We start from the raw sequence: 20,167 nt of genomic DNA, 5'->3' as shown, positions 1-20,167 counted from the left end.
CAAACGCGCCCGCTCGTTTTCACGGGCGCGCGCTGTTGCAGCTTGGAAAGCCACAAATTATAGCACGTGAGAATGTCGAGAGCGGACGGACACGTCGCGACGCGACAAAACCGCGCCCGTCCGTCCGCCCCTCGAACCGGCGAAGCATTCGAACGTGCCGCCGCCCGGCAGCCAATAAACCTTACTCGTGCAAGGGATTTTCGCACTGCAAAGCGCACCCGTTGCCGTTCGATTAACATTTGCCGCGGCAAGCAATTGTGCCTATACTGCTGCCTAGTCAACTATTGCAGCTTCAGGGTTTTATGTCGGATTCTTCTACCCAACCGCCCGTTTCGCCGCTGTCCACGTATCAGATGAACGACAGCGTCGGTTATCTGATGTCGCGCGTGAAATCCGTGATGACCAACCTCGTCACGCAACGCACGCAGGAAGAGCTCGGCATCACGGGCACGCAGGCGAGCATGCTGTTCATGATCGCGGTCGGCAAATGCTCGACGGCCGCCGAGCTCGCGCGCGAATACGGGATCGATGCGAGCGCGGTCACGCGCCTGCTCGACCGGGTCGAGAAACGCGGCCTGCTGTCCCGCGTGCGCAGCATCGAGGATCGTCGCGTCGTCCGCCTCGAACTGACCGACGAGGGCCGTGCGCTCGCCGAACGGCTGCCGCCCATTTTCCGCAGCGTGCTCGACCAGGTGCTGGACGGGTTTACGCCGGAAGAAGTCGGGTTCCTGAAGAGCATGCTGCGCCGCATTCTCAGCAACTATTGCGAGACGGCCGGCAGCAGCATCGCGTAATAGTTGCCATAACAATTACTTTTGACAGATTAATGTAAGGAAATCCTTGCAGTGTCCATCATTCATTCCGAGTCAGGGGTCAGCGCGATGAAATCCTCCCCGTTGTCCGTGCGCGGCGGGTCGTACCGCGCTGCCGTTGCCGCCGCGGTCGCCGCATTCGCACTGGCAGGCTGCGCAAACTACATCGGCATCAAGAGCGACAAGCAGATCGCACCCGCATCGCAATTCGAGTCCGCCCAGAGCATCCCGGCCCAGGGCGGCCAGTGGCCGGCGCTCGACTGGGCCAACCAGTTCGGCGATCCGCAACTGCCGAAGCTGATCGACGAAGCGCTGCAGGGCAATCCGTCGATCGCGCAGGCGCAGGCACGCATCGCGAAGGCGTCGTCGTACATCGAATCGTCGCGTTCGAACCTGATGCCGAAGGCCGAGGCGAGCTATTCGTGGACGCGCGAGCTGTATTCGTCGAACGCGCTGTTCCCGCCCCCGTACGGCGGCCAGTGGTACAGCGAGAACAACGCGCTCGCGAGCGCGTCTTGGGAACTCGACCTGTGGGGCAAGAACCGCGAACGGCTGCACACCGCCGTGTCGCAGGAAAAGTCCGCGGAAGCCGACATGCAGCAGGCGCGCATCACGCTCGCGTCGTCGGTCGCACGCACCTACAACTCGCTCGCGCAACTCTATGCGCTGCGCGACATCGCGCAACGCGAGATCACCAACCGCCAAACGGTCGGCAAGATCACCGACGGCCGCGTGTCGGCCGGCCTCGATACCAACGTCGAACGCCAGACGGCCCGCGGCAACATCGCGACGACGCAGGCTTCGCTGTCGGACCTCGACGGCCAGATCACGACGGTGCGCTACCAGCTCGCCGCACTGCTCGGCAAGGGTCCGGATCGCGGGCTGCAGATCGCCGCGCCCGTGATGAACCCGACTGCTGAGGTCGCGCTGCCCGGCAACCTGCCGGCCGATCTCGTGTCGCGCCGCCCCGACATCGTCGCCGCGCGCTGGCAGGTCGAGGCCGCGATGCACGACGTCAAGGAAGCGAAGGCCGAGTTCTACCCCGACGTGAACCTCGCGGCCGGCTTCGGTTTCGATGCGTTCGGCTGGGGCAAATTCCTGAACTTCGCGAGCCGCCAGGCCCAGTTCGGCCCGGCGATCCACCTGCCGATCTTCGACGCCGGCGCGCTGCGCGCGCAGCTCAAGGGCCGCTATGCGGACTTCGACCTGTCGGTGGCGAACTACAACCAGACGTTGATCAGCGCGCTGAACGACGTCGCGACGCAAGTTGCATCGATCCGCGCGATCGACCGCCAGATGGGCGACGCGCAGAACGCGCTCGACGCGTCGACGCGCGCCTACGATCTCGCGGTGATCCGCTACAAGGCCGGCCTGTCGCCGCAACTGCAGGTGCTGACCGCAGACAGCAACCGCCTCGCCTCCGAGCAGACGGTGACCAACCTGAAGATGCGCCGTCGCGACATGCAGCTCGCACTGATCAAGGCGCTGGGCGGCGGGTTCGATGCGACCGGTACGCCGCTCGCCGCGCCCGACGCAGCCAAGCCGACAAAACAGGCCGCCAACTGATCCGGCGCCACCACTACGCAGACACTCGAAATAACGGACGGAGAAAATCGCCATGAGCGACCAACAAAACGCGGCCAGCGCGCAGCCGCAGAACAACGGCAAGCGCAAGCGAATGATGACGCTGCTCGTCGCGGTCATCGTGATCGCGGCCATCGCGTACGGCCTCTATTACTTCCTCGTCGCCCGCTTCCATGAAGGCACCGACGATGCGTACGTGAACGGCAACGTCGTGCAGATCACGCCGCAGGTCACCGGCACCGTGATCGCCGTGAAGGCGGACGACACGCAGACGGTCAAGTCCGGCGACCCGCTGGTCGTGCTCGACCCGGCCGATTCGCAGGTCGCGCTGCAGCAGGCGGAAGCCAACCTCGCGCAGACGGTGCGCCAGGTGCGCGGCCTGTTCGTCAACGACGATCAATACCGCGCGCAGGTCGCGCTGCGCCAGTCCGACCTGTCGAAGGCCCAGGACGACCTGCGTCGCCGCGTGGCCGTCGCGCAGACGGGCGCCGTGTCGCAGGAAGAAATCTCGCATGCACGCGACGCCGTGAAGGCCGCGCAGGCATCGGTCGACGCCGCGCAGCAGCAGCTCGCGTCGAATCGCGCGCTGACCGCAAACACGACGATCGCATCGCACCCGAACGTGATGGCCGCCGCCGCGAAGGTCCGCGACGCGTACCTCGCGAATGCGCGTAACGTGCTGCCGGCGCCGGTCACCGGCTACGTCGCGAAGCGCTCGGTGCAGGTCGGCCAGCGCGTGTCGCCGGGCACGCCGCTGATGTCGGTGGTGCCGCTGAACGCTGTGTGGGTCGATGCGAACTTCAAGGAAGTCCAGCTGAAGCACATGCGCATCGGCCAGCCGGTCGAGATGACGGCCGATATCTACGGCTCGTCGGTCACCTACCACGGCAAGGTCGTCGGCTTCTCGGCCGGTACGGGCTCGGCGTTCTCGCTGCTGCCGGCGCAGAATGCGACCGGCAACTGGATCAAGGTCGTGCAGCGCCTGCCGGTGCGGATCGAGCTCGACCCGAAGGATCTCGACAAGCATCCGCTGCGCATCGGCCTGTCGATGCAGGTCGACGTGGACATCAAGGATGAACGCGGCGACCAGCTCGTCAACGCGCCGAATACCGTCTACGAGACCAACGTGTTCGCGAAGTATGGTGACGAAGCCGACGCCGAAATCGCGCGCATCATCGCCGAGAACGCAGGCGGCAACGCGTCGGCCCCCGTCGCGGCGAAGCCGACCAGCGCCGCGAAAATGATGTAATCGTTCCGACTCCGGAAAGACAACCGACATGGCACAGGCTCCTGTCTCCTACCCGCCCTTGCAGGGCGGGAAACTTTTGCTCGGGACGGTCGCGGTATCGCTCGCGGTGTTCATGAACGTGCTCGACACGTCCATCGCGAACGTCGCGATCCCGACCATCTCGGGCGATCTCGGCGTATCGTCCGACCAGGGCACGTGGGTCATCACGTCGTTCGCGGTTGCAAACGCGATCTCGGTGCCGCTGACGGGCTGGCTGACCGATCGCTTCGGGCAGGTCCGCCTGTTCCTCGCCTCGATCATCCTGTTCGTCATCTCGTCGTGGATGTGCGGCCTCGCGCCGAGCCTGCCGTTTCTGCTCGCATCGCGCGTGCTGCAGGGCGCGGTCGCGGGCCCGATGATTCCGTTGTCGCAAGCGCTCCTGCTGTCGAGCTATCCGCGCGCGAAGGCACCGATGGCGCTCGCACTATGGGCAATGACGACGCTGATCGCACCGGTCGCCGGCCCGATCCTGGGCGGCTGGATCTCGGACAACTACTCGTGGCCGTGGATCTTCTACGTCAACATCCCGGTCGGCATTGCCGCCGCCGCCGCGACGTGGATGATCTACCGCGATCGGGAGTCAGCCGTACGCCGCGCGCCGATCGACGGCGTCGGCCTCGCGCTGCTGGTCGTCTGGGTCGGCTCGCTGCAGATCATGCTCGACAAGGGCAAGGATCTCGACTGGTTCGCGTCGACGACCATCGTCGTGCTCGCGCTGACCGCCATCATTGCATTCGCGTTCTTCGTCATCTGGGAGCTGACCGCCGAGCACCCGGTCGTCGACCTGTCGCTGTTCCGCATACGGAACTTCACCGGCGGGACGGTCGCGCTGTCGATCGGGTACGGCCTGTACTTCGGCAATCTCGTGCTGTTACCGCTGTGGCTGCAGACCCAGATCGGCTACACCGCGACCGACGCCGGCCTCGTGATGGCGCCGGTCGGGTTGTTCGCCATCCTGTTGTCGCCACTCACCGGGAAGTATCTGCCGCGCACCGATCCGCGCTTCATCTCGACGGCGTCGTTCCTGACGTTTGCGCTGTGCTTCTGGATGCGCTCGCGTTATACGACGGGCGTCGACGAATGGTCGCTGACGCTGCCGACGCTCGTGCAAGGTATCGCGATGGCCGGCTTCTTCATCCCGCTTGTGTCGATCACGTTGTCCGGCCTGCCCGGCCACCGCATTCCTGCGGCGTCCGGCCTGTCGAACTTCGTGCGGATCATGTGCGGCGGCATCGGCACGTCAATCTTCCAGACCGCGTGGGACCATCGCAACAACTTCCATCACGCGCAACTGGTCGAGCAGGCGAACCCGTACAACCCGACGTTCAACCAGGCCGTCACGCAGATGGGCAACCTCGGGTTGACGCCGGACCAGGCACACGGGCTCATCAACAACCTGGCGACGCAGCAGGCCGCACAGCTCGGCGTGAACGATCTGTTCTACATCTCGGCGGCGATCTTCGTATTGCTGATCGGACTGATCTGGATCACCAAGCCCGAACGCGCGGGCGGCGGCGATGCCGGGGCGGCCGCATCGGCGGCGCACTGAGCACGATGCCGCAACGCTGACGCATCAAACAAAAAAGCCCGGTCGATTCGACCGGGCTTTTTCTTGTGCCGATTGCGGCGCATTGGCGCCGCTACATCAGGCCGCCGTCACGACGAGCCGTTCCGGTGCCAGCACGCCATTCGCCTTGCGTGCCACGCCGAGCAGCCGCGTGGCGTCGTACACGCGCACGCGCTCGCCGTCAGCCGCCTCGATCGGCCCGAGTTCCGACAGCGGCAGGCGCTGGCCATGCAGGAACCGCTTCGCGGACGCATCGTCGAGACGAACGGACGGGAATGTCGACAGCAACGCATCGACCGGCTGGAGCCACGCATCACGCGCCGATTCGGCCGCATCCGACAGCGCATCGAGCGTCACCGCGTGTTCGAGCGTCAGCGCACCGACGCCCGTGCGACGCAGCATCGTCAGATGCGCACCGCAACCGAGCGCCTCGCCGATATCTTCCGCGAGCGTACGCACGTACGTGCCCTTGCTGCAGGTCACGCGAAACGTCACGTCGGGCAGCTCGCAAGCGAGCAGCTCGAGTACTTGGATCGTCACGTTGCGGCCTTCCCGCTCGACGGTCTGGCCCGCGCGCGCGTATTCGTACAACGGCTTGCCGTCGCGCTTGAGCGCCGAATACATCGGCGGCACCTGCACGATCTCGCCAGTGAAACGCACGAGCGCGGCTTCCACCGCGGCCCGGTCGCATTCGACGGGCCGCGTGTCGATCACGTCGCCTTCCGCATCGCCGGTGGCCGTGCGCTGGCCAAGACGCATCGTCGCTTCGTAGGTCTTGTCAGCCTCGAGCAAGTCCTGCGAGAACTTGGTCGCCTCGCCGAAACACAGCGGCAGCAGGCCCGACGCCAGCGGATCGAGCGTGCCGGTGTGACCGGCTTTCTTCGCGAGGAGCAGGCGCTTCGCGCGAATCAGCGCATCGTTGCTCGACAGGCCGACCGGTTTGTCGAGCAGGAGGACGCCGTCCAGCATGCGCCGGGGCACGCGCGGACGTTGGGGTGCTGCAGTCGTCATAGGCCGGTCGAGTTCAGTCGTCCTTGGCCGGCGCGTCGGCCTCGTCGTCGTCCTTCGCGCGCGTCGAGTTCGCTTCCTTGATCAGGCGCGACATCTCGACGGCCTTCTCGATCGTCTGGTCGTAATGGAAATGCAGCGTCGGCACCGTGTGAATGTGCAGGCGCTTGAACAGCAGGTTGTGCAGGTGACCCGACGCGTGATTCAGCGCCTCCTGCGTCTTTTCCGGATCGCCGGTGAGCGCAGTGAAGTAGACCTTCGCGTGCGCGTAGTCCGGCGTGAGCTCCACGCTCTGGATGGTCACGATGCCGATACGCGGGTCTTTGACCTCGCGCATGATGAGTTCGGACAGATCGCGCTGAATCTGGTCGGCGATCTGAACGTTGCGATTGGGGGAAGTACGTTTCCTGGACATGATCGATCCGTGATCCGTTTATCAGGATAAAGCGACGGCCATTGTCGGCACGCCACCATGAAAATGGGCGGGACAGGCCCAAGCCTGCCCCGCCCCATGAGCCGTTACGCGACGATTACAGCGTCCGTGCGACTTCGGTCACTTCGAAGACTTCGAACTGGTCGCCTTCGACGATGTCGTTGAAGTTCTTCACCGACATACCGCACTCGAAGCCTTGCTTCACTTCCTTCACGTCGTCCTTGAAACGCTTCAGCGATTCGAGTTCGCCCGTGAAGATCACGACGTTGTTGCGCAGCACGCGCACCGACGACGAGCGCTTGACGATACCGTCCGTCACCATACAGCCGGCGACCGCACCGATCTTCGGCACCTTGAAGACCTGGCGCACCTCGACCATGCCGGTGATGACTTCGCGCTTCTCCGGTGCCAGCATGCCCGACATTGCCGCCTTCACCTCATCCACTGCGTCATAGATGATGTTGTAGTAACGGATGTCGATGCCGTTCGCCTCGGCCAGCTTGCGTGCCTGTGCATCCGCACGCGTGTTGAAGCCGATGATGACCGCCTTCGATGCCGTCGCGAGGTTGACGTCGTTTTCGCTGATGCCGCCCACCGCGCTGTGCACGATCTGTACGCGCACTTCGTCGGTCGACAGCTTGAGCAGCGACTGCACGAGTGCTTCCTGCGAACCCTGCACGTCTGCCTTGATGATGAGCGGCAGGTTCTGCACTTCGCCTTCGCCCATCTGTTCGAGCATGCTTTCCAGCTTCGCGGCCTGCTGCTTCGCCAGCTTCACGTCGCGGAACTTGCCCTGGCGGAACAAGGCGATTTCACGCGCCTTGCGCTCGTCCGGCAGCACGATCACTTCTTCACCGGCGCCCGGCACTTCCGACAGACCCTGGATTTCGACCGGGATCGACGGGCCGGCTTCCTTCGCCGGCTTGCCGTTCTCGTCGAGCATCGCCCGAACACGGCCGTAAGCGGTACCGGCCAGCACGATGTCACCGCGGTTCAGCGTACCGGACTGCACGAGGATCGTCGCGACCGGGCCTTTACCCTTGTCGAGCTTCGCTTCGATCACGATGCCCTTGGCCGGCGCTTCGACCGGTGCCTTCAGTTCCAGCACTTCGGCCTGCAGCAGCACGTTCTCGAGCAGATCGTCGATACCCGCGCCCGTCTTGGCCGACACCGGCACGAACGGCGAATCGCCACCGTACTCTTCCGGCACGACGCCTTCCGCGACCAGCTCCTGCTTGACGCGATCGGGGTTTGCGTCCGGCTTGTCGATCTTGTTGATCGCCACGACGATCGGCACACCACCCGCCTTCGCATGGGCGATGGCTTCCTTCGTCTGCGGCATCACGCCGTCGTCGGCTGCCACCACCAGCACCACGATGTCGGTCGCCTTCGCGCCGCGTGCACGCATTGCCGTGAACGCTTCGTGACCCGGCGTATCGAGGAACGTGATGACGCCACGCGGCGTGTCGACGTGATAAGCGCCGATGTGCTGCGTAATGCCGCCCGCTTCGCCAGCGGCAACCTTCGCGCGGCGGATGTGGTCGAGCAGCGAGGTCTTGCCGTGGTCGACGTGACCCATGACCGTGACGACCGGCGGACGCGGCAGTTGCTCCGCATCGGTACCCGTTTCGCCTTCGACGAGCAGCGCTTCCGGATCGTCCAGCTTCGCGGCAACCGCGCGGTGGCCCAGTTCCTCGACGATGATCATCGCCGTTTCCTGGTCCAGCACCTGGTTGATCGTGACCATCTGGCCCATCTTCATCATCACCTTGATGACTTCGGAGGCCTTGATCGACATCTTGTGCGCGAGATCGGCAACCGACACGGTTTCCGGCACGTGCACTTCACGGACGATCGGTTCGGTCGGCGCCTGGAACGTCGAGCTGTCCTGGTGACGGCCGCGACCCTTCGGGCCGCCGCGCCAGCCGCGGTCGACACCGCCGCTCGAATCGCCGCGCGTCTTGATGCCGCGGCGCTTCGACGCGTCGTCCTGCCAGCCGCCCTTGCCTGCGCCCGGCTTCTTGTTGCGGTCGCCCGCGCCTGCCGGCGCCTGCGTTGTTGCCGGGGTGGCAGCACCGGCCGGCTTCTTCACGGCCGGACGCGCCTGCGCGCCTTCCGGCTTCGCCGGCTTGTGCAGCGTACCCTTCGCTTCGGCCGGCTTCGGCGGCTCGACCGGCTTCGGCGGCTCGACTGCCTTGACCACGGCCTTGCGCGGCGTGTTCATCATTTCGCGGATCGCGCGTGCTTCGGCTTCTGCCGCCGCGCGACGCTTGCTGATCTCTTCCTGCTCGGCGCGCGCCTTGTCCGCCGCCTCGCGGGCTGCGTCCTCGGCCTTCTTCGCCGCTTCGCGCTGGGCCGCACGTTCGGCGGCCGCACGGGCTTCGTCCTGCGCGGACTGTGCGCTTGCCGTTTCCTGCTCGGCCGCGGCGGCCTGCTGCGCTGCCGCCTGCTGCTGTGCTGCGGCAGCTTCGGCCGCGGCACGCTTCGTCGCCGCTTCTTCCTCGGCGCGACGGCGCTCGGCTTCAGCCGCTTCCTCGCGGGCGCGGCGTTCGGCTTCTTCGCGCTCCAGGCGCTCCTGGCGCTCGCGCAGTTCCTGCGCCTGCTTCTCGAGCAGCTCGGCCTCGCGGCGCGCTTCTTCCTCGCGACGCTTCAGTTCGGCATCGTCGTCCGCTTCGGCGACCTGCGCCTGACCCTGTTCCGCACCCTCGCTCACGTCGTCGCGTTTGACGAACGTGCGCTTCTTGCGGACCTCGACCTGAATGGTGCGAGCCTTGCCCGTCGCGTCAGATTGCTTGATCTCCGACGTATGCTTGCGGGTCAGCGTGATCTTGCGCTTGTCGCCGTCGGTTGCGCCGTGCGACTTGCGCAAATGATCGAGCAGACGCGCCTTGTCCGTTTCGGACAGCGCATCGTCTTCACTCGCTTTCTGGACGCCCGCTGCCTGCAGCTGTTCGAGCAGCACACCAGCAGGCATTTTCAGTTCCGCGGCAAATTGGGCTACGTTGTTACTCGCCATTCATTCCTCTTAGTGCAAGGACCGATTCCTTGCGGTTAGCATCGGGTCAGGCCATACGGCCGCCATCAAATCAGTGCGCCATGGTCATTTCTCACTGGAACCAATGTTCACGTGCTTTCATGATCAACGCCTTAGCGGCATCCTCTTCCATTCCGGTCAGGTCGACCAGTTCATCCACTGCAAGCTCGGCGAGATCGTCCCGCGTCTGCACACCGTGTTCGGCCAGCTTCGCGAGCAGCTCCGGCGTGATGCCGTCGAGGCTCTTGAGATCCAGCGCGGCGTTCTCGACCTTTTCTTCGTTCGCGATAGCCATCGTCAGCAGCGCGTCGCGTGCGCGGTTGCGCAGTTCGTGCACGGTGTCCTCGTCGAACGCTTCGATTTCGAGCATTTCGTTGAGCGGCACATAGGCGATCTCTTCGAGGCTCGTGAAGCCTTCGTCGATCAGGATGTCGGCAACTTCTTCGTCGACGTCGAGACGCGCCATGAACAGTGCACGCAGCCGGTCGCGCTCTTCACCCTGCTTCAGGGCGGATTCGTCCGGCGTCATGATGTTGATTTGCCAGCCGGTCAGTTCACCGGCGAGGCGAACGTTCTGACCACTGCGGCCGATCGCGACAGCCAGCTCGTTCTCGTCGACGACGACGTCCATCGAATGCTTTTCTTCATCGACGACGATCGACTGGACAGCTGCCGGCGCGAGCGCGCCGATCACGAACTGGGCGGGATCCTCCGACCATAGCACGATGTCGATGTTTTCGCCACCGAGCTCGTTGCGCACGGCCTGCACGCGCGAACCGCGGATGCCGACGCAGGTGCCGATCGGATCGATCCGCTTGTCGTAGGCGATCACGCCGATCTTCGCGCGCACGCCCGGATCACGGGCAGCCGCCTTGATCTCGAGCAGGCCCTGCTCGATTTCCGGCACTTCCATCTCGAACAGCTTCATCAGGAACTCGGGCGCCGTACGCGACAGCTCGATCTGCGGGCCGCGCGCGGTGCGGTCGACCTTCGCGATGTACGCACGCACACGGTCGCCCACGCGCAGGTTTTCCTTCGGGATCAGCTGATCGCGGCGCAGCAGCGCCTCGACACGGCCCGATTCGACGATGAAGTTGCCCTTGTCGAGGCGCTTCACCGTACCGGTCATGATCTTTTCGCCACGCTCGAGGTAGTCGTTCAGGATCTGCTCGCGCTCCGCGTCGCGCACCTTCTGCAGGATCACCTGCTTCGCGGCCTGCGCGCCGATGCGGCCGAACTCGATCGACGGAACGGGTTCCTCGACATATTCGCCGACTTCGACGTCGGGCTTCTGCTCACGCGCTTCGAACAGCAGGATCTCGCGATCCGGCTCCTGCAAGCCTGCCTCGTCGGGCACGACGAGCCAGCGACGGAAGGTTTCGTGCTCGCCGCTTTCGCGATCGATATGGACGCGGATTTCGGCGCCTTCGTCGAACAGCTTCTTGGAAGCGGAAGCGAGCGCAGCCTCGAGGGCGCCCAGCACCACATCCTTGTCGACGTTTTTCTCGCGCGCCAGCGCATCCACCAGCATCAACACTTCGCGACTCATTATTTGCGGCTCCTAAAGTCAACTTGCGGAATCAGGCGGGCTTTGTCGATATCGGCCAGCGTGAAATCCAGCATGGCTGCCTCGCCCTTCTTCCCCTCAAATTCCAAACCGATCGTTTCGCCATTCGGCGCGTGCAGAATGCCCCGGTACGTCTTGCGCCCGTCCAGCGGCTTTTTCAAGGTCACGGAGACTTCGCTGCCAGCGAAGCGCTCGAAGTCGGCCAGCTTCTTCAACGGGCGGTCGAGCCCCGGGGACGAGACTTCGAGCCGTTCGTAATCGATGTTTTCGACCGTCAAGACGTGCTGGAGCTGACGCGTGACCTTTTCGCAATCTTCGAGCGAGATGCCGGCAGGCTGATCGATATAGATGCAAAGCATGCCGCGCCCGGTGCGCTCGAGATCCACCAGCTCGTAGCCGAGCCCGGTGACCGTGGTTTCTATCAGTTCCGTCAGTTGCACTGTGTCCTCTCAGGTGTTCGCGCCCGCCGCTCGCGATTCACCCGCGGGCGCGCGCCTTAGCCGGCGCAGGAAGCGCTACCCGAGATGCCTAACCGTTTCAGCAAAAAAAAATGGGCGGAACGCCCATCTTCTTACTGGTGGTCGCACCTGAGCCGCACATTGAATCCGTACGCCCAGCGACTCCGCGATTATAGCGATTTTTGGCGCAAACGCCAAGCCAGCCGGTAAAAGCAGCGCGTCGCCCGCCTTTACCGACCCAAAAATGCGAAATCGGGTTATCCGATCAGCCGGCACGCCATCCTGCCGGGCCGGAGATCGGTCATGCCGACTGCAATGCAGCGGCACGCGACATATATATAGTCGAAAGCGATCGGCGCATTGCGTCGTGCCGTCAAAACCGGCGGGATGCCGATCGGGCCGGCACGCCGGCGGCTTTGCGCCGCCGTGCGCCGATATATGTTCAGCGGCTGCGCGTGCGGCTGCGCTGCGGACGCTGGCCGCCGCGCGGACCGCCGCCGTTGCCGGCGCCTTCAGCGCGATTGCCGTTCGGATTGCGATTGCCGCCGCCCTTGCTGCCGCCCCGCTTGCCGCCCGCGCCTTCGCGCTTGGGGCCTGCACCGTACGACGCGCGATTGCCGTCGACATCGCGGCCGCCGCCCGCACGGTTGCCGTCGCGACCGCCCATGCCACCGCGGTTGCCATCGCGACCGCCGCCGGCACGGTTACCGTAGCCCGACGGCGAAACCGGCAGGCTGCCGTAGCCGCTCAGACCCGGCAGGCCAGGCGCGCCGCGCCGGCCGCCACCGCGACGCGGCTGGTCGAGTTGCCCGTGCGTCGTCAGCACCGGCTCACGACTGATGAAACCCATCGACGTTTCCATCGGATCGGGCTGACGGCGCTCGGCAGCGCCGGTACCGCCGCGCTTGCCCTTCTCCTCGGTCGGCGCCTTCAGGCCGACGGTCGCCATCAGCTTGCGCACCTGTGCGTCGTCGAGTTCTTCCCAGCGGCCGCGCTTCAGGCCGCGCGGCAGCGGGATCGGGCCGTGACGCGTGCGGATCAGGCGGCTCACCATCAGGCCGACCGCCTCGAACATCCGGCGCACTTCGCGGTTGCGGCCTTCGGCCAGCGCGACGTGGTACCAGTGGTTCGTCCCTTCGCCGCCGCCATCGCGGATGCGCAGGAAATTCGCCGGGCCGTCGTCGAGCTCGACGCCGTGCAGCAGCTTCTGCCGCATCCCTTCAGCCAGCTCGCCGACGACACGCACCGCATACTCGCGCTCGACGCTGTAGCGCGGGTGCATGAAGCGGTTCGCGAGATCGCCCGAAGTCGTCAGCATCAGCAGACCTTCGGTATTGAAGTCGAGGCGGCCGACCGCAAGCCATTTCGCCGTCTTCATCGGCGGCAGGCGATCGAACACCGACGGACGGCCTTCCGGATCCGCGTGGCTGACGATCTCGCCCGTCGGCTTGTGGTACAGCAGCACGCGCGGCGGCTTGTTCGGCAGCTTGCGCTTGACCGGCTTGCCGTTGATCCGCACCTGATCGGTCGGCATGATGCGCTGGCCGATGTGTGCAGGCTCGCCGTTCACCGACACGCGACCGGCGACGATCAATTCTTCCATTTCGCGGCGCGAGCCCATGCCCGCCTCCGCCAGCACCTTGTGCAGCTTCGGCGCGTCGTCGTCCGGCGACAGCACGCGCTTGTTCGCCGGCTGGTTGCGGCCGCGGCGCAGCATCGGCGCACGCACGCCGCTGCCGCCCGCGGAATTGTCCGCGTCGAATGCCGGCGACGTCACGTACGCGAACAGCTCGTCCTGGGACGCATCGCCTTCCGCCTTCGCCGGGCCGCCTTCGGCCTTCGGCGCACCGCGCCGGCCCTGGCCGGACTTGGCCGCACCTTCGCGCTTGCCGGCCGGCTTGCGGCCGCCCTTGGCCGCACCTTCCTTGTTGCGCGGCGCACGCGCCGGCTGCGCTTCGGCAGCCTCGGCCGGCTGCGCATCCGCGCCTTCGCCGCCCGGCTGCTCGCCTTCGCCCTTCGACTTGGCTGCCGCGCGACGCCGCGCGATCAGGCTGCGCGGGCCGCGCCGCAAACCGCGGCGGGGACGCTCGTCGCCACCGGCCGAAGCGTCCTGCTCCGGCGCATCGTCGGCGCGTGCTGCCTGCACGGCAGGCGCGGACGATTCAATATCGTGGATATCTGTCAAAACAACCTCAAAATGTCAGGTCTCGCGCCCGGCGCGGGCGCGGCAAGATGTTGGCCGCGATCAGGCGCGACGCTGTTCGGGTTCTGCTTCGTCGTCCGGCAACGCGTCGGCGCCGATGGGCGCGCTGGCGCTTCGTACGGCATCCGCGAGACTGTCGGACGTGTCGTCCAGCATCTCGTCGTCCGCAGGACGGGAACGGGACGCGTTGGCCTGGTCAGCCTCGCCAGGCATGACGCCGGCCGCTTCCGCTCCGTCTCCGGCAGCCGCTTCGGCGGCCGGCTTGCGATCTTCCTCGCTCCAATCCGCGCGCAGCGGCTCGGACTGCACATCGGTCGGCACTGCTTCGGCGCCAACCTGTTCCGTTTGTTCCGCGTGCCCGCGATCAGCCTCGAGCGTATCGCGGCTCGGAATTTCCTGCGTCGACGCGACGTCTGCCGCGGCATCGCCCGGCTGGCCAACCGATGCGTCGTCCGCCAGCGCCTGCGGCAGATCGCCCGCTGCGTCGCCGGCAACCGGCACGTCACCGTCGAAATCCATGGCCTGTTGCGCGAGCAGCTCGGCCTCGATGTTCGCGGCCGGCTCTTCGAGCGCAGGCAGGTCGTCGAGCGCCTTCAGGCCGAGATCGTCGAGAAACTGCTTGGTCGTCGCATACAGCGCCGGGCGCCCCGGCACGTCACGATGGCCGATCACCTCGATCCAGCCGCGATCCTCGAGTTGCTTGACCACCTGCGTGTTGACCGTGACGCCGCGAATCTCTTCGATGTCGCCGCGCGTGACGGGTTGCCGGTACGCGATGATCGCGAGCGTCTCGAGCACCGCGCGCGAATACTTCGGCGGTTTCTCGGGATGCAGGCGATCCAGATAATGACGCATCGCCGGCTTGCTCTGGAAGCGCCATCCGGTCGCGAGCGCCACCAGTTCGACGCCGCGGCCGGACCAATCCTGTTTCAGATCTTCGAGCAACGTGCGGACCGTGTCAGCCGACACGCCGTCGGCAAAGAGCTTGCGCAAATCGCCGAGCTTCAGCGGTTCCTGCGCGCAGATCAAAGCAGTCTCGAGGACGATCTTCGCCTCTTGGGTATTCATGCAGCTAGGCCAGACCCTGTGGTCAAACGAACCGGATCAACAAACAGACGAAAGGAACGGAAGACGCGCTCGCCCGATTCTGATCGGTCATATTGATGGGAGCACGAACCGGGGGCGGCGAACCAACTTCAGGCCAGGCCCAAACCGGACGGAACAGCACGGCTCAACGACGGAACCGCGTGACTGAACGCCATATTACGCAAAATTGCCCGGTGCGTAAAGATGAGCCGAGCGGGCCGCCGCCAGCCCGGCGTGTGCGCTCCGGCCCTGCTTCAGCGGGCGGCCGAACCGCGCGCGAGGAACCGGCGCAGCCGCTCGACGCCCGCGTCCAGTCGAGCCGGATCGCACGCGTAGCACCACCGTACGAAGCCCTCGCCCTCCGGGCCGAACGCGCGCCCCGGCGCCAGGCCGACGCCTGCCTCGCGAACCAGCGTCTTGCAGAACGCGAGACTGTCGGCCGCGCCCGGCAGGCGCAGGAACAGGTACATCGCGCCCGGCGGAGGCGGCACTTCGACGTCGGGCAACGTCCGCAGCGCGGCAACCAGGTGATCGCGCGCGTCGCGCAATGACGCGACGAACGACCGCACGAACGGCTCGCCGTCGCGCAACGCAACTTCGCCCGCGGCCTGCACGAAGCCCGGCGCGCACGACGTGTTGTATTCGACGAGCTTCGACAGGTCGCTCGTCACCGATGCCGGCGCGACGAGCCATCCGAGTCGCCAGCCCGTCATCGCCCACGCCTTTGAAAACGAATTCACGACGACGACCCGCTCGTCGCGCGCAGCGATGTCGAGAAACGACGGCGCGCCGCCCGCATCGAACGCGAGCCGTTCGTACACTTCATCGGCGACCAGCCAGATGCCGTGACGGCGACAATGGGCAAGCACGGCCCGCTGATCGTCGCGCGACATCGTCCAGCCGGTCGGATTGTTCGGCGAATTGATCAGCAGCATCCGCGTCCCGGGCGTCAGCGCGCCGAGCAGCCGCCCGACATCGAGCCGCCAGCCCGCGTCGCCATAGTCGAGTGGCACGCATTCGATCTCCGCCCCGAGAATTTTCGGAATCTCGACGAGATTCGGCCACAGCGGCGTGACCGCGACGACGCGGCCCCCCGGACCGACCAGCATCTGCGCGGCCAGCATCAACGCACTCACGCCGGAACTCGTCACGGCCACCGTGTCGGCCGCCGTCGCGCCGTGGCGCGCGCCGACGTAGGCCGCGATCGCCGCGCGCAGCGGTGCGGTGCCGAGGTTGTGCGTATAAAAGGTCGCACCGTCGCGCAGTGCGGCCGCCGCGGCGTCACGGATGAAATCCGGCGTCACGCGATCGGATTCGCCGAACCAGAACGGCAGCATGTCCGGCACGCCGAAGCCGGCATTCGCCACTTCCCGGATCAGCGACGGACGCAGCGCCTGCACCGCCGCGCGCGCCGCCGGCTCGCCGGTCCCGGGAAGAAAATCATCGGATTGCACCATCGAGGACCGCCGTCGACGAACACGATCCGCGTAGTGTACCGGCCCTCAAGCGCGGCCGGCGCAAGTCGGCACGCGTCAGTCGAGGTCTTCCGCCCGCGCCGGCATCTGGCGCACGAGCTCCCAGATCGCCTGCGCGGCAGGTGACAACGACCGGTCGCGGCGGCGCACCAGCTCGACCGTCCGTTCGGTGCGCGGCGTGAGCGGCCGCGCGACCAGCGTCGAGCCGGCCGGGAGCGGCAACGACAGCCACGGCTGCACGCTCACCCCGACGCCCGCCTCGACCAGCCCGAACACCGTCGCCGAATGCCCGAGCTCCTGCATGACAGTCGCATTGACGTGATGGGCGGCCAGCGCGGCATCGATCAGCGGCCGGCTGCCCGACGCGTGGTCGAGCAGCACGAGGCGCTCGCCGTCCAGCGCCGTCCACGGCACCTCGGCCCGTGCCGCGAGCGGATGGTCGGCACGTGCGACGAGACAGAACGAATCGGTCATCAACGGCTCGCACACGAGATCGGCGACCGTCAGTGGCCCGATCACGACACCGAAGTCGACTTCGCTCGACTTCACCTTGCGCAAGACGTCGCTCTGCACGTCGTCGCGCAAGCCCAGCGTCACGAACGGGAACTGGCGCTCGCACGACGCAACCACACGCGGCATCAGCCGGCAGGCGATCGTCGGGCTCGCCGCGACGATCACGCGCCCGCGGCGCTGCTCGCCGATCTCGCGGATCTCGCGCAGCGTGTCGTCGAGATCGTCGATCAGGCGCGACACACTCGCGATCAGGTTCGCACCAACATCGGTCAGCTGCACGTCGCGCGTCGTGCGGTCGATCAGCTTCAGCCCGAGCTCGGCCTCGAGCTCGCGCACGCAGCGGCTGACCGCGGACTGCGTGAGCCCGATCTCGTCGCCCGCGCGACTGAAGCTCCTGAGCCGCGCGACCTCGATGAATACGCGAAGCTGGCGCAGCGTGACGTTCATCTCCTGACCTCATCAATCATCGATATCGATGCGCGATTTTAATGCGCGAATCCGGCCTCGAGGTGCGAATCCGGCACCTGCCGCGAATGTTTCGCTGCGGTGCAATACATTCGCGAACGCACGTGGTGCGGGCGAACTGCACAAGATTGGTGATTGTCCCGATTTGCTGCCGGGTTATTTTGGCGTCTTATACGCCCCTAGCTGACTTAGCCGTTAGCTCGCTGCCAAGCGGCTCTCGAGGGATTTACCTCCGACATGGCACGCTTCGTGCATCACCTAGCGCACAGGGCGTAGGTTTCGTCGGACGGAAGAGCAGAAACACCGCTGCCGGCCAACCGGACGCCCCCACCCGGCACTCGACGATCGAGTGCTTGAAGAGTGCGCGGCGCAGGGCAGCGCACCGGAGTTAGCTTCGCTGAGGTGAGGACATGATGCTGTTCGACGATTTGAGAGATAACGAGTGGGCGCTGGTCGAGGGTCTGTTTTGCTCGGAACCCGCACGGAGTGAACGGCGCGGCCGTCCCCGCGTGGAAGCCCGCTCGGTGGTCAACGCCGTGCTGTGGGTGCTGTCGACGGGTGAAGGCTGGTCGAAGCTGCCGGGCCGCTACCCGTCGCCGCCGACCTGCCGCCGTCGTTTTGACGAATGGCAGGCGGACGGTACGCTCGCCGAAATCGTGAAGCGACTCGGTACGAGCGGCCGGCAGATCTCGCTGCGCGGGCGCATCGGCGCAAGCGCCGCGAAGCCGCCCGCACCGCCGAGCCGCGACCGGCTGCGCGGCGCCTTCTGGACCAACCCGGAATCCTGGCGCGCCCCCGTCAAGATGGCGTAACGCATGCTCGATCGGGCGGCTTCGGCCGCCCGGTTTCTTTTCTGCGACGCGACTTTTTCGCGGCGCCCGCATTGCCGTCGATTACCGTTGTCGTGCCGCGATACATCTATTTACCAATATTTACAGCTAGCCTGCACTCCCGCGCTTACCTTAGCGAAATATCAACAGGCCGCATCGACGGCTTGAAGGGAGCCCCGCCATGAAACCAATGTCACTGCTCGTCGCATGCGGCATTGTCATTTCCCTGGCGCTGACGGCTCCAGCTCATGCCGACGATCGCACGAAGCCGCCCCACCGTCAGCAGGATCACCGCAACACCCTTCGCCAGCCGCCGTCCGCCAACGCGTCCGGCCGGCAGACCGTGCCGCGCGGCGACCTGCGCGGCGACATTGCCAGCAACGCGCGGGCGCGCATCAGCTCGCAGCCGTCCGACGTGCCGCGTCATCCGTAGTCCTGCCGATTTCAGGAATTCGCCAAAGAAAATGCCCGCTTTCGGGAACTGCGCCGCAAGCGACGAGTCACATCGTTGCCATGAGCACAGCGTGGCAACAGCAAAAGTATCCGGTACGCCCGTATCCTCGTGATACGGGCTTTTTTTTGGCATGACCGAGTCGCGCGGCGACGCACGAGCCGGGATGATTCGCCGCTACAGACGGCTTTCGAGAATCGCGACGGCGCTCGCTTCGCTCAACGCGTAGTCGTCCATGCGGCGATCGGTCCAGGAAAGTAATTTCTCGTCACGCTCGAGGCGCGAGAATTCGGCTCGACCGCTGTCGGTCAGCACGGCGATGTCGACCGGGGCGTGGAAGCCCGGCGCGGGGGCAACGGTCTTCTGCCTGACCGTGTCCATCAGCCCGAGCGAACGGAGATACTCGAACACGCCCGGGCGGCGTGCCCACGGTACCTGGCGGTACTGCACTCGTCTCAATGCGTCGAGCACCGCTTCGTTGGAATACGTGGCCATCTCGATTCTTTCTTAAAGTGCAGCGACAATGCGAAGCGGCGCGTCGGGCGGGGTCTCCGCCCGCCGATACCGCCACCGATTCTGGAGGCCGACGTTCGGCGTCGCGTCAGGGCCGGATCGTCAGCCGTCCATAAAAAGACACCATACCCCAATCAAATTGATTCTGTTCGATTCATTTGTACTTCTCTTCATCTGTTTCATGCTCTGCCGCAAGCGGCGGAGAATCATCTCGATCGCCGCCGCCGCGCTGTTCTGGCTGCTCGCGACGGGCTGGCTCGCCGCGCCGCTGATCGCCTGGACCGAGGCCGGCGTTATGCCGGTCGAGCACCCGGACATGCACGGACGAACCACGCTGATCGTCATCGGCGCCGGCACGCGTCGCACCGATACCGGGCTGCGCCCGCCACCCGACGGCGCCGCACGCATTCACAAGGCTGCAGCGCTCTATCGCGTGTGCCGACAGCAGGCCGAACGCTGCACCGTGGTGATGTCGGGCGGCGACCCGCAGCATCACGGCGAAACCGAAGCAGTCGTATACGGGCGCCAACTTCTCGCCGAAGGCGTTGCGCCTGCCGACCTCGTGCTCGAACCGGACAGCCGCACGACCTACGAAAATGCGAAATTCACTGCATCTATACTACGCTCACAGTATGACGACGCACGCATTCTCGTCACCTCGTCGTACCAGATGCGCCGCGCGTTGCTCGATTTCCGCCGTTTCGGCATCGATCCACAGCCCGTTTATGCGAACCGCCGGCTTGCGCAAACAGGCTGGCTCCCGCGCTGGCGCAATCTGGCCAACGCCGAGCAGGCACTGCACGAGCTGGTCGGCATCGCGCAATTCCACGTGTACCGGTGGCTCGGCTGGTTTTGAGAATTGCCCGGAAACGGGCGAGGA

At 65.7% G+C, this 20,167-nt stretch carries 16 protein-coding genes and 1 pseudogene; 7 read left to right on the top strand and 10 right to left on the bottom strand.

Annotated elements, in window-relative coordinates:
• Window positions 1–302 precede the first annotated feature (302 nt).
• The 4 genes from DIE03_RS24485 (at window position 303) to DIE03_RS24470 (ending at window position 5,233) form a co-directional block, all read left to right on the top strand.
• The gene (locus DIE03_RS24485; RefSeq protein ID WP_124454835.1) at window positions 303–794 is read left to right on the top strand and encodes a MarR family winged helix-turn-helix transcriptional regulator; all 492 of its coding nucleotides are present in this window, start codon (window positions 303–305) and stop codon (window positions 792–794) included.
• A gap of 87 nt (window positions 795–881) precedes the next feature.
• Complete coding sequence (locus DIE03_RS24480; protein WP_124454833.1) at window positions 882–2,378, top strand: efflux transporter outer membrane subunit; 1,497 nt, start codon at window positions 882–884, stop codon at window positions 2,376–2,378.
• Between the two features lie 52 nt (window positions 2,379–2,430).
• On the top strand, window positions 2,431–3,645 hold the full coding sequence (locus DIE03_RS24475) for an efflux RND transporter periplasmic adaptor subunit (protein WP_124454831.1): 1,215 nt from the start codon (window positions 2,431–2,433) through the stop codon (window positions 3,643–3,645).
• Window positions 3,646–3,673: 28 nt separating this feature from the next.
• Window positions 3,674–5,233 (top strand): DHA2 family efflux MFS transporter permease subunit, encoded by a 1,560-nt coding sequence (locus DIE03_RS24470; RefSeq protein ID WP_124454829.1) that lies wholly within the window; start codon window positions 3,674–3,676, stop codon window positions 5,231–5,233.
• Window positions 5,234–5,329: 96 nt separating this feature from the next.
• Here the strand turns inward: DIE03_RS24470 and truB are convergent, their stop codons facing one another.
• From truB to DIE03_RS24425, 9 genes are all read right to left on the bottom strand, one after another.
• Window positions 5,330–6,262 carry a tRNA pseudouridine(55) synthase TruB gene (gene truB, locus DIE03_RS24465; protein ID WP_124454827.1) on the bottom strand — a complete coding sequence of 311 codons (933 nt, stop codon included), beginning with the start codon at window positions 6,260–6,262 and terminating at the stop codon, window positions 5,330–5,332.
• Between the two features lie 13 nt (window positions 6,263–6,275).
• Window positions 6,276–6,674: a 30S ribosome-binding factor RbfA gene (gene rbfA, locus DIE03_RS24460; protein WP_034190142.1), complete on the bottom strand. Its 399-nt coding sequence runs from the start codon at window positions 6,672–6,674 to the stop codon at window positions 6,276–6,278.
• 115 nt (window positions 6,675–6,789) lie between these two features.
• Window positions 6,790–9,708 (bottom strand): translation initiation factor IF-2, encoded by a 2,919-nt coding sequence (infB, locus tag DIE03_RS24455; RefSeq protein WP_124454825.1) that lies wholly within the window; start codon window positions 9,706–9,708, stop codon window positions 6,790–6,792.
• 91 nt (window positions 9,709–9,799) lie between these two features.
• Entirely contained in the window at window positions 9,800–11,275 is a 1,476-nt protein-coding gene (gene nusA, locus DIE03_RS24450) for a transcription termination factor NusA (RefSeq protein WP_048020756.1), read from the bottom strand.
• The gene (gene rimP / locus DIE03_RS24445; protein WP_011351796.1) at window positions 11,275–11,733 is read right to left on the bottom strand and encodes a ribosome maturation factor RimP; all 459 of its coding nucleotides are present in this window, start codon (window positions 11,731–11,733) and stop codon (window positions 11,275–11,277) included. The genes nusA and rimP overlap by 1 nt, the downstream gene beginning before the upstream one ends.
• A gap of 460 nt (window positions 11,734–12,193) precedes the next feature.
• Complete coding sequence (rluB, locus tag DIE03_RS24440) at window positions 12,194–13,936, bottom strand: 23S rRNA pseudouridine(2605) synthase RluB (RefSeq protein ID WP_124454823.1); 1,743 nt, start codon at window positions 13,934–13,936, stop codon at window positions 12,194–12,196.
• Window positions 13,937–13,996: 60 nt separating this feature from the next.
• Window positions 13,997–15,022, bottom strand: a complete 1,026-nt coding sequence (gene scpB, locus DIE03_RS24435; protein ID WP_124454821.1) for an SMC-Scp complex subunit ScpB — start codon at window positions 15,020–15,022, stop codon at window positions 13,997–13,999.
• Window positions 15,023–15,294: 272 nt separating this feature from the next.
• The gene (locus DIE03_RS24430) at window positions 15,295–16,497 is read right to left on the bottom strand and encodes a pyridoxal phosphate-dependent aminotransferase (protein WP_124454819.1); all 1,203 of its coding nucleotides are present in this window, start codon (window positions 16,495–16,497) and stop codon (window positions 15,295–15,297) included.
• Window positions 16,498–16,572: 75 nt separating this feature from the next.
• Window positions 16,573–17,475, bottom strand: a complete 903-nt coding sequence (locus DIE03_RS24425) for a LysR family transcriptional regulator (RefSeq protein WP_124454817.1) — start codon at window positions 17,473–17,475, stop codon at window positions 16,573–16,575.
• Window positions 17,476–17,906: 431 nt separating this feature from the next.
• Between DIE03_RS24425 and DIE03_RS24420 the strand changes: the two are divergent.
• Together DIE03_RS24420 and DIE03_RS38815 are read left to right on the top strand one after the other, a co-directional pair.
• Window positions 17,907–18,302, top strand: a pseudogene (locus tag DIE03_RS24420) (transposase); the annotation flags it as partial.
• A gap of 202 nt (window positions 18,303–18,504) precedes the next feature.
• Window positions 18,505–18,756 carry a hypothetical protein gene (locus tag DIE03_RS38815; protein WP_124454815.1) on the top strand — a complete coding sequence of 84 codons (252 nt, stop codon included), beginning with the start codon at window positions 18,505–18,507 and terminating at the stop codon, window positions 18,754–18,756.
• A gap of 195 nt (window positions 18,757–18,951) precedes the next feature.
• Here DIE03_RS38815 and DIE03_RS24410 read toward each other — a convergent pair whose 3' ends face one another.
• A complete protein-coding gene (locus DIE03_RS24410; protein WP_006495354.1) occupies window positions 18,952–19,269 on the bottom strand; it encodes a hypothetical protein in 318 nt (105 codons plus the stop codon).
• A 157-nt stretch (window positions 19,270–19,426) separates the two neighbouring features.
• Here DIE03_RS24410 and DIE03_RS24405 point away from each other — a divergent pair, with 157 nt between their 5' ends.
• Entirely contained in the window at window positions 19,427–20,143 is a 717-nt protein-coding gene (locus tag DIE03_RS24405) for a YdcF family protein (RefSeq protein ID WP_124455036.1), read from the top strand.
• The last annotated feature ends 24 nt before the right edge of the window (window positions 20,144–20,167 follow it).

The organism is Burkholderia sp. Bp8992 (assembly GCF_003853705.1).
Taxonomy (GTDB): domain Bacteria; phylum Pseudomonadota; class Gammaproteobacteria; order Burkholderiales; family Burkholderiaceae; genus Burkholderia.
Note: the sequence above shows the minus strand (reverse complement) of the source record. Positions and strands in the feature narration are given on the sequence as shown.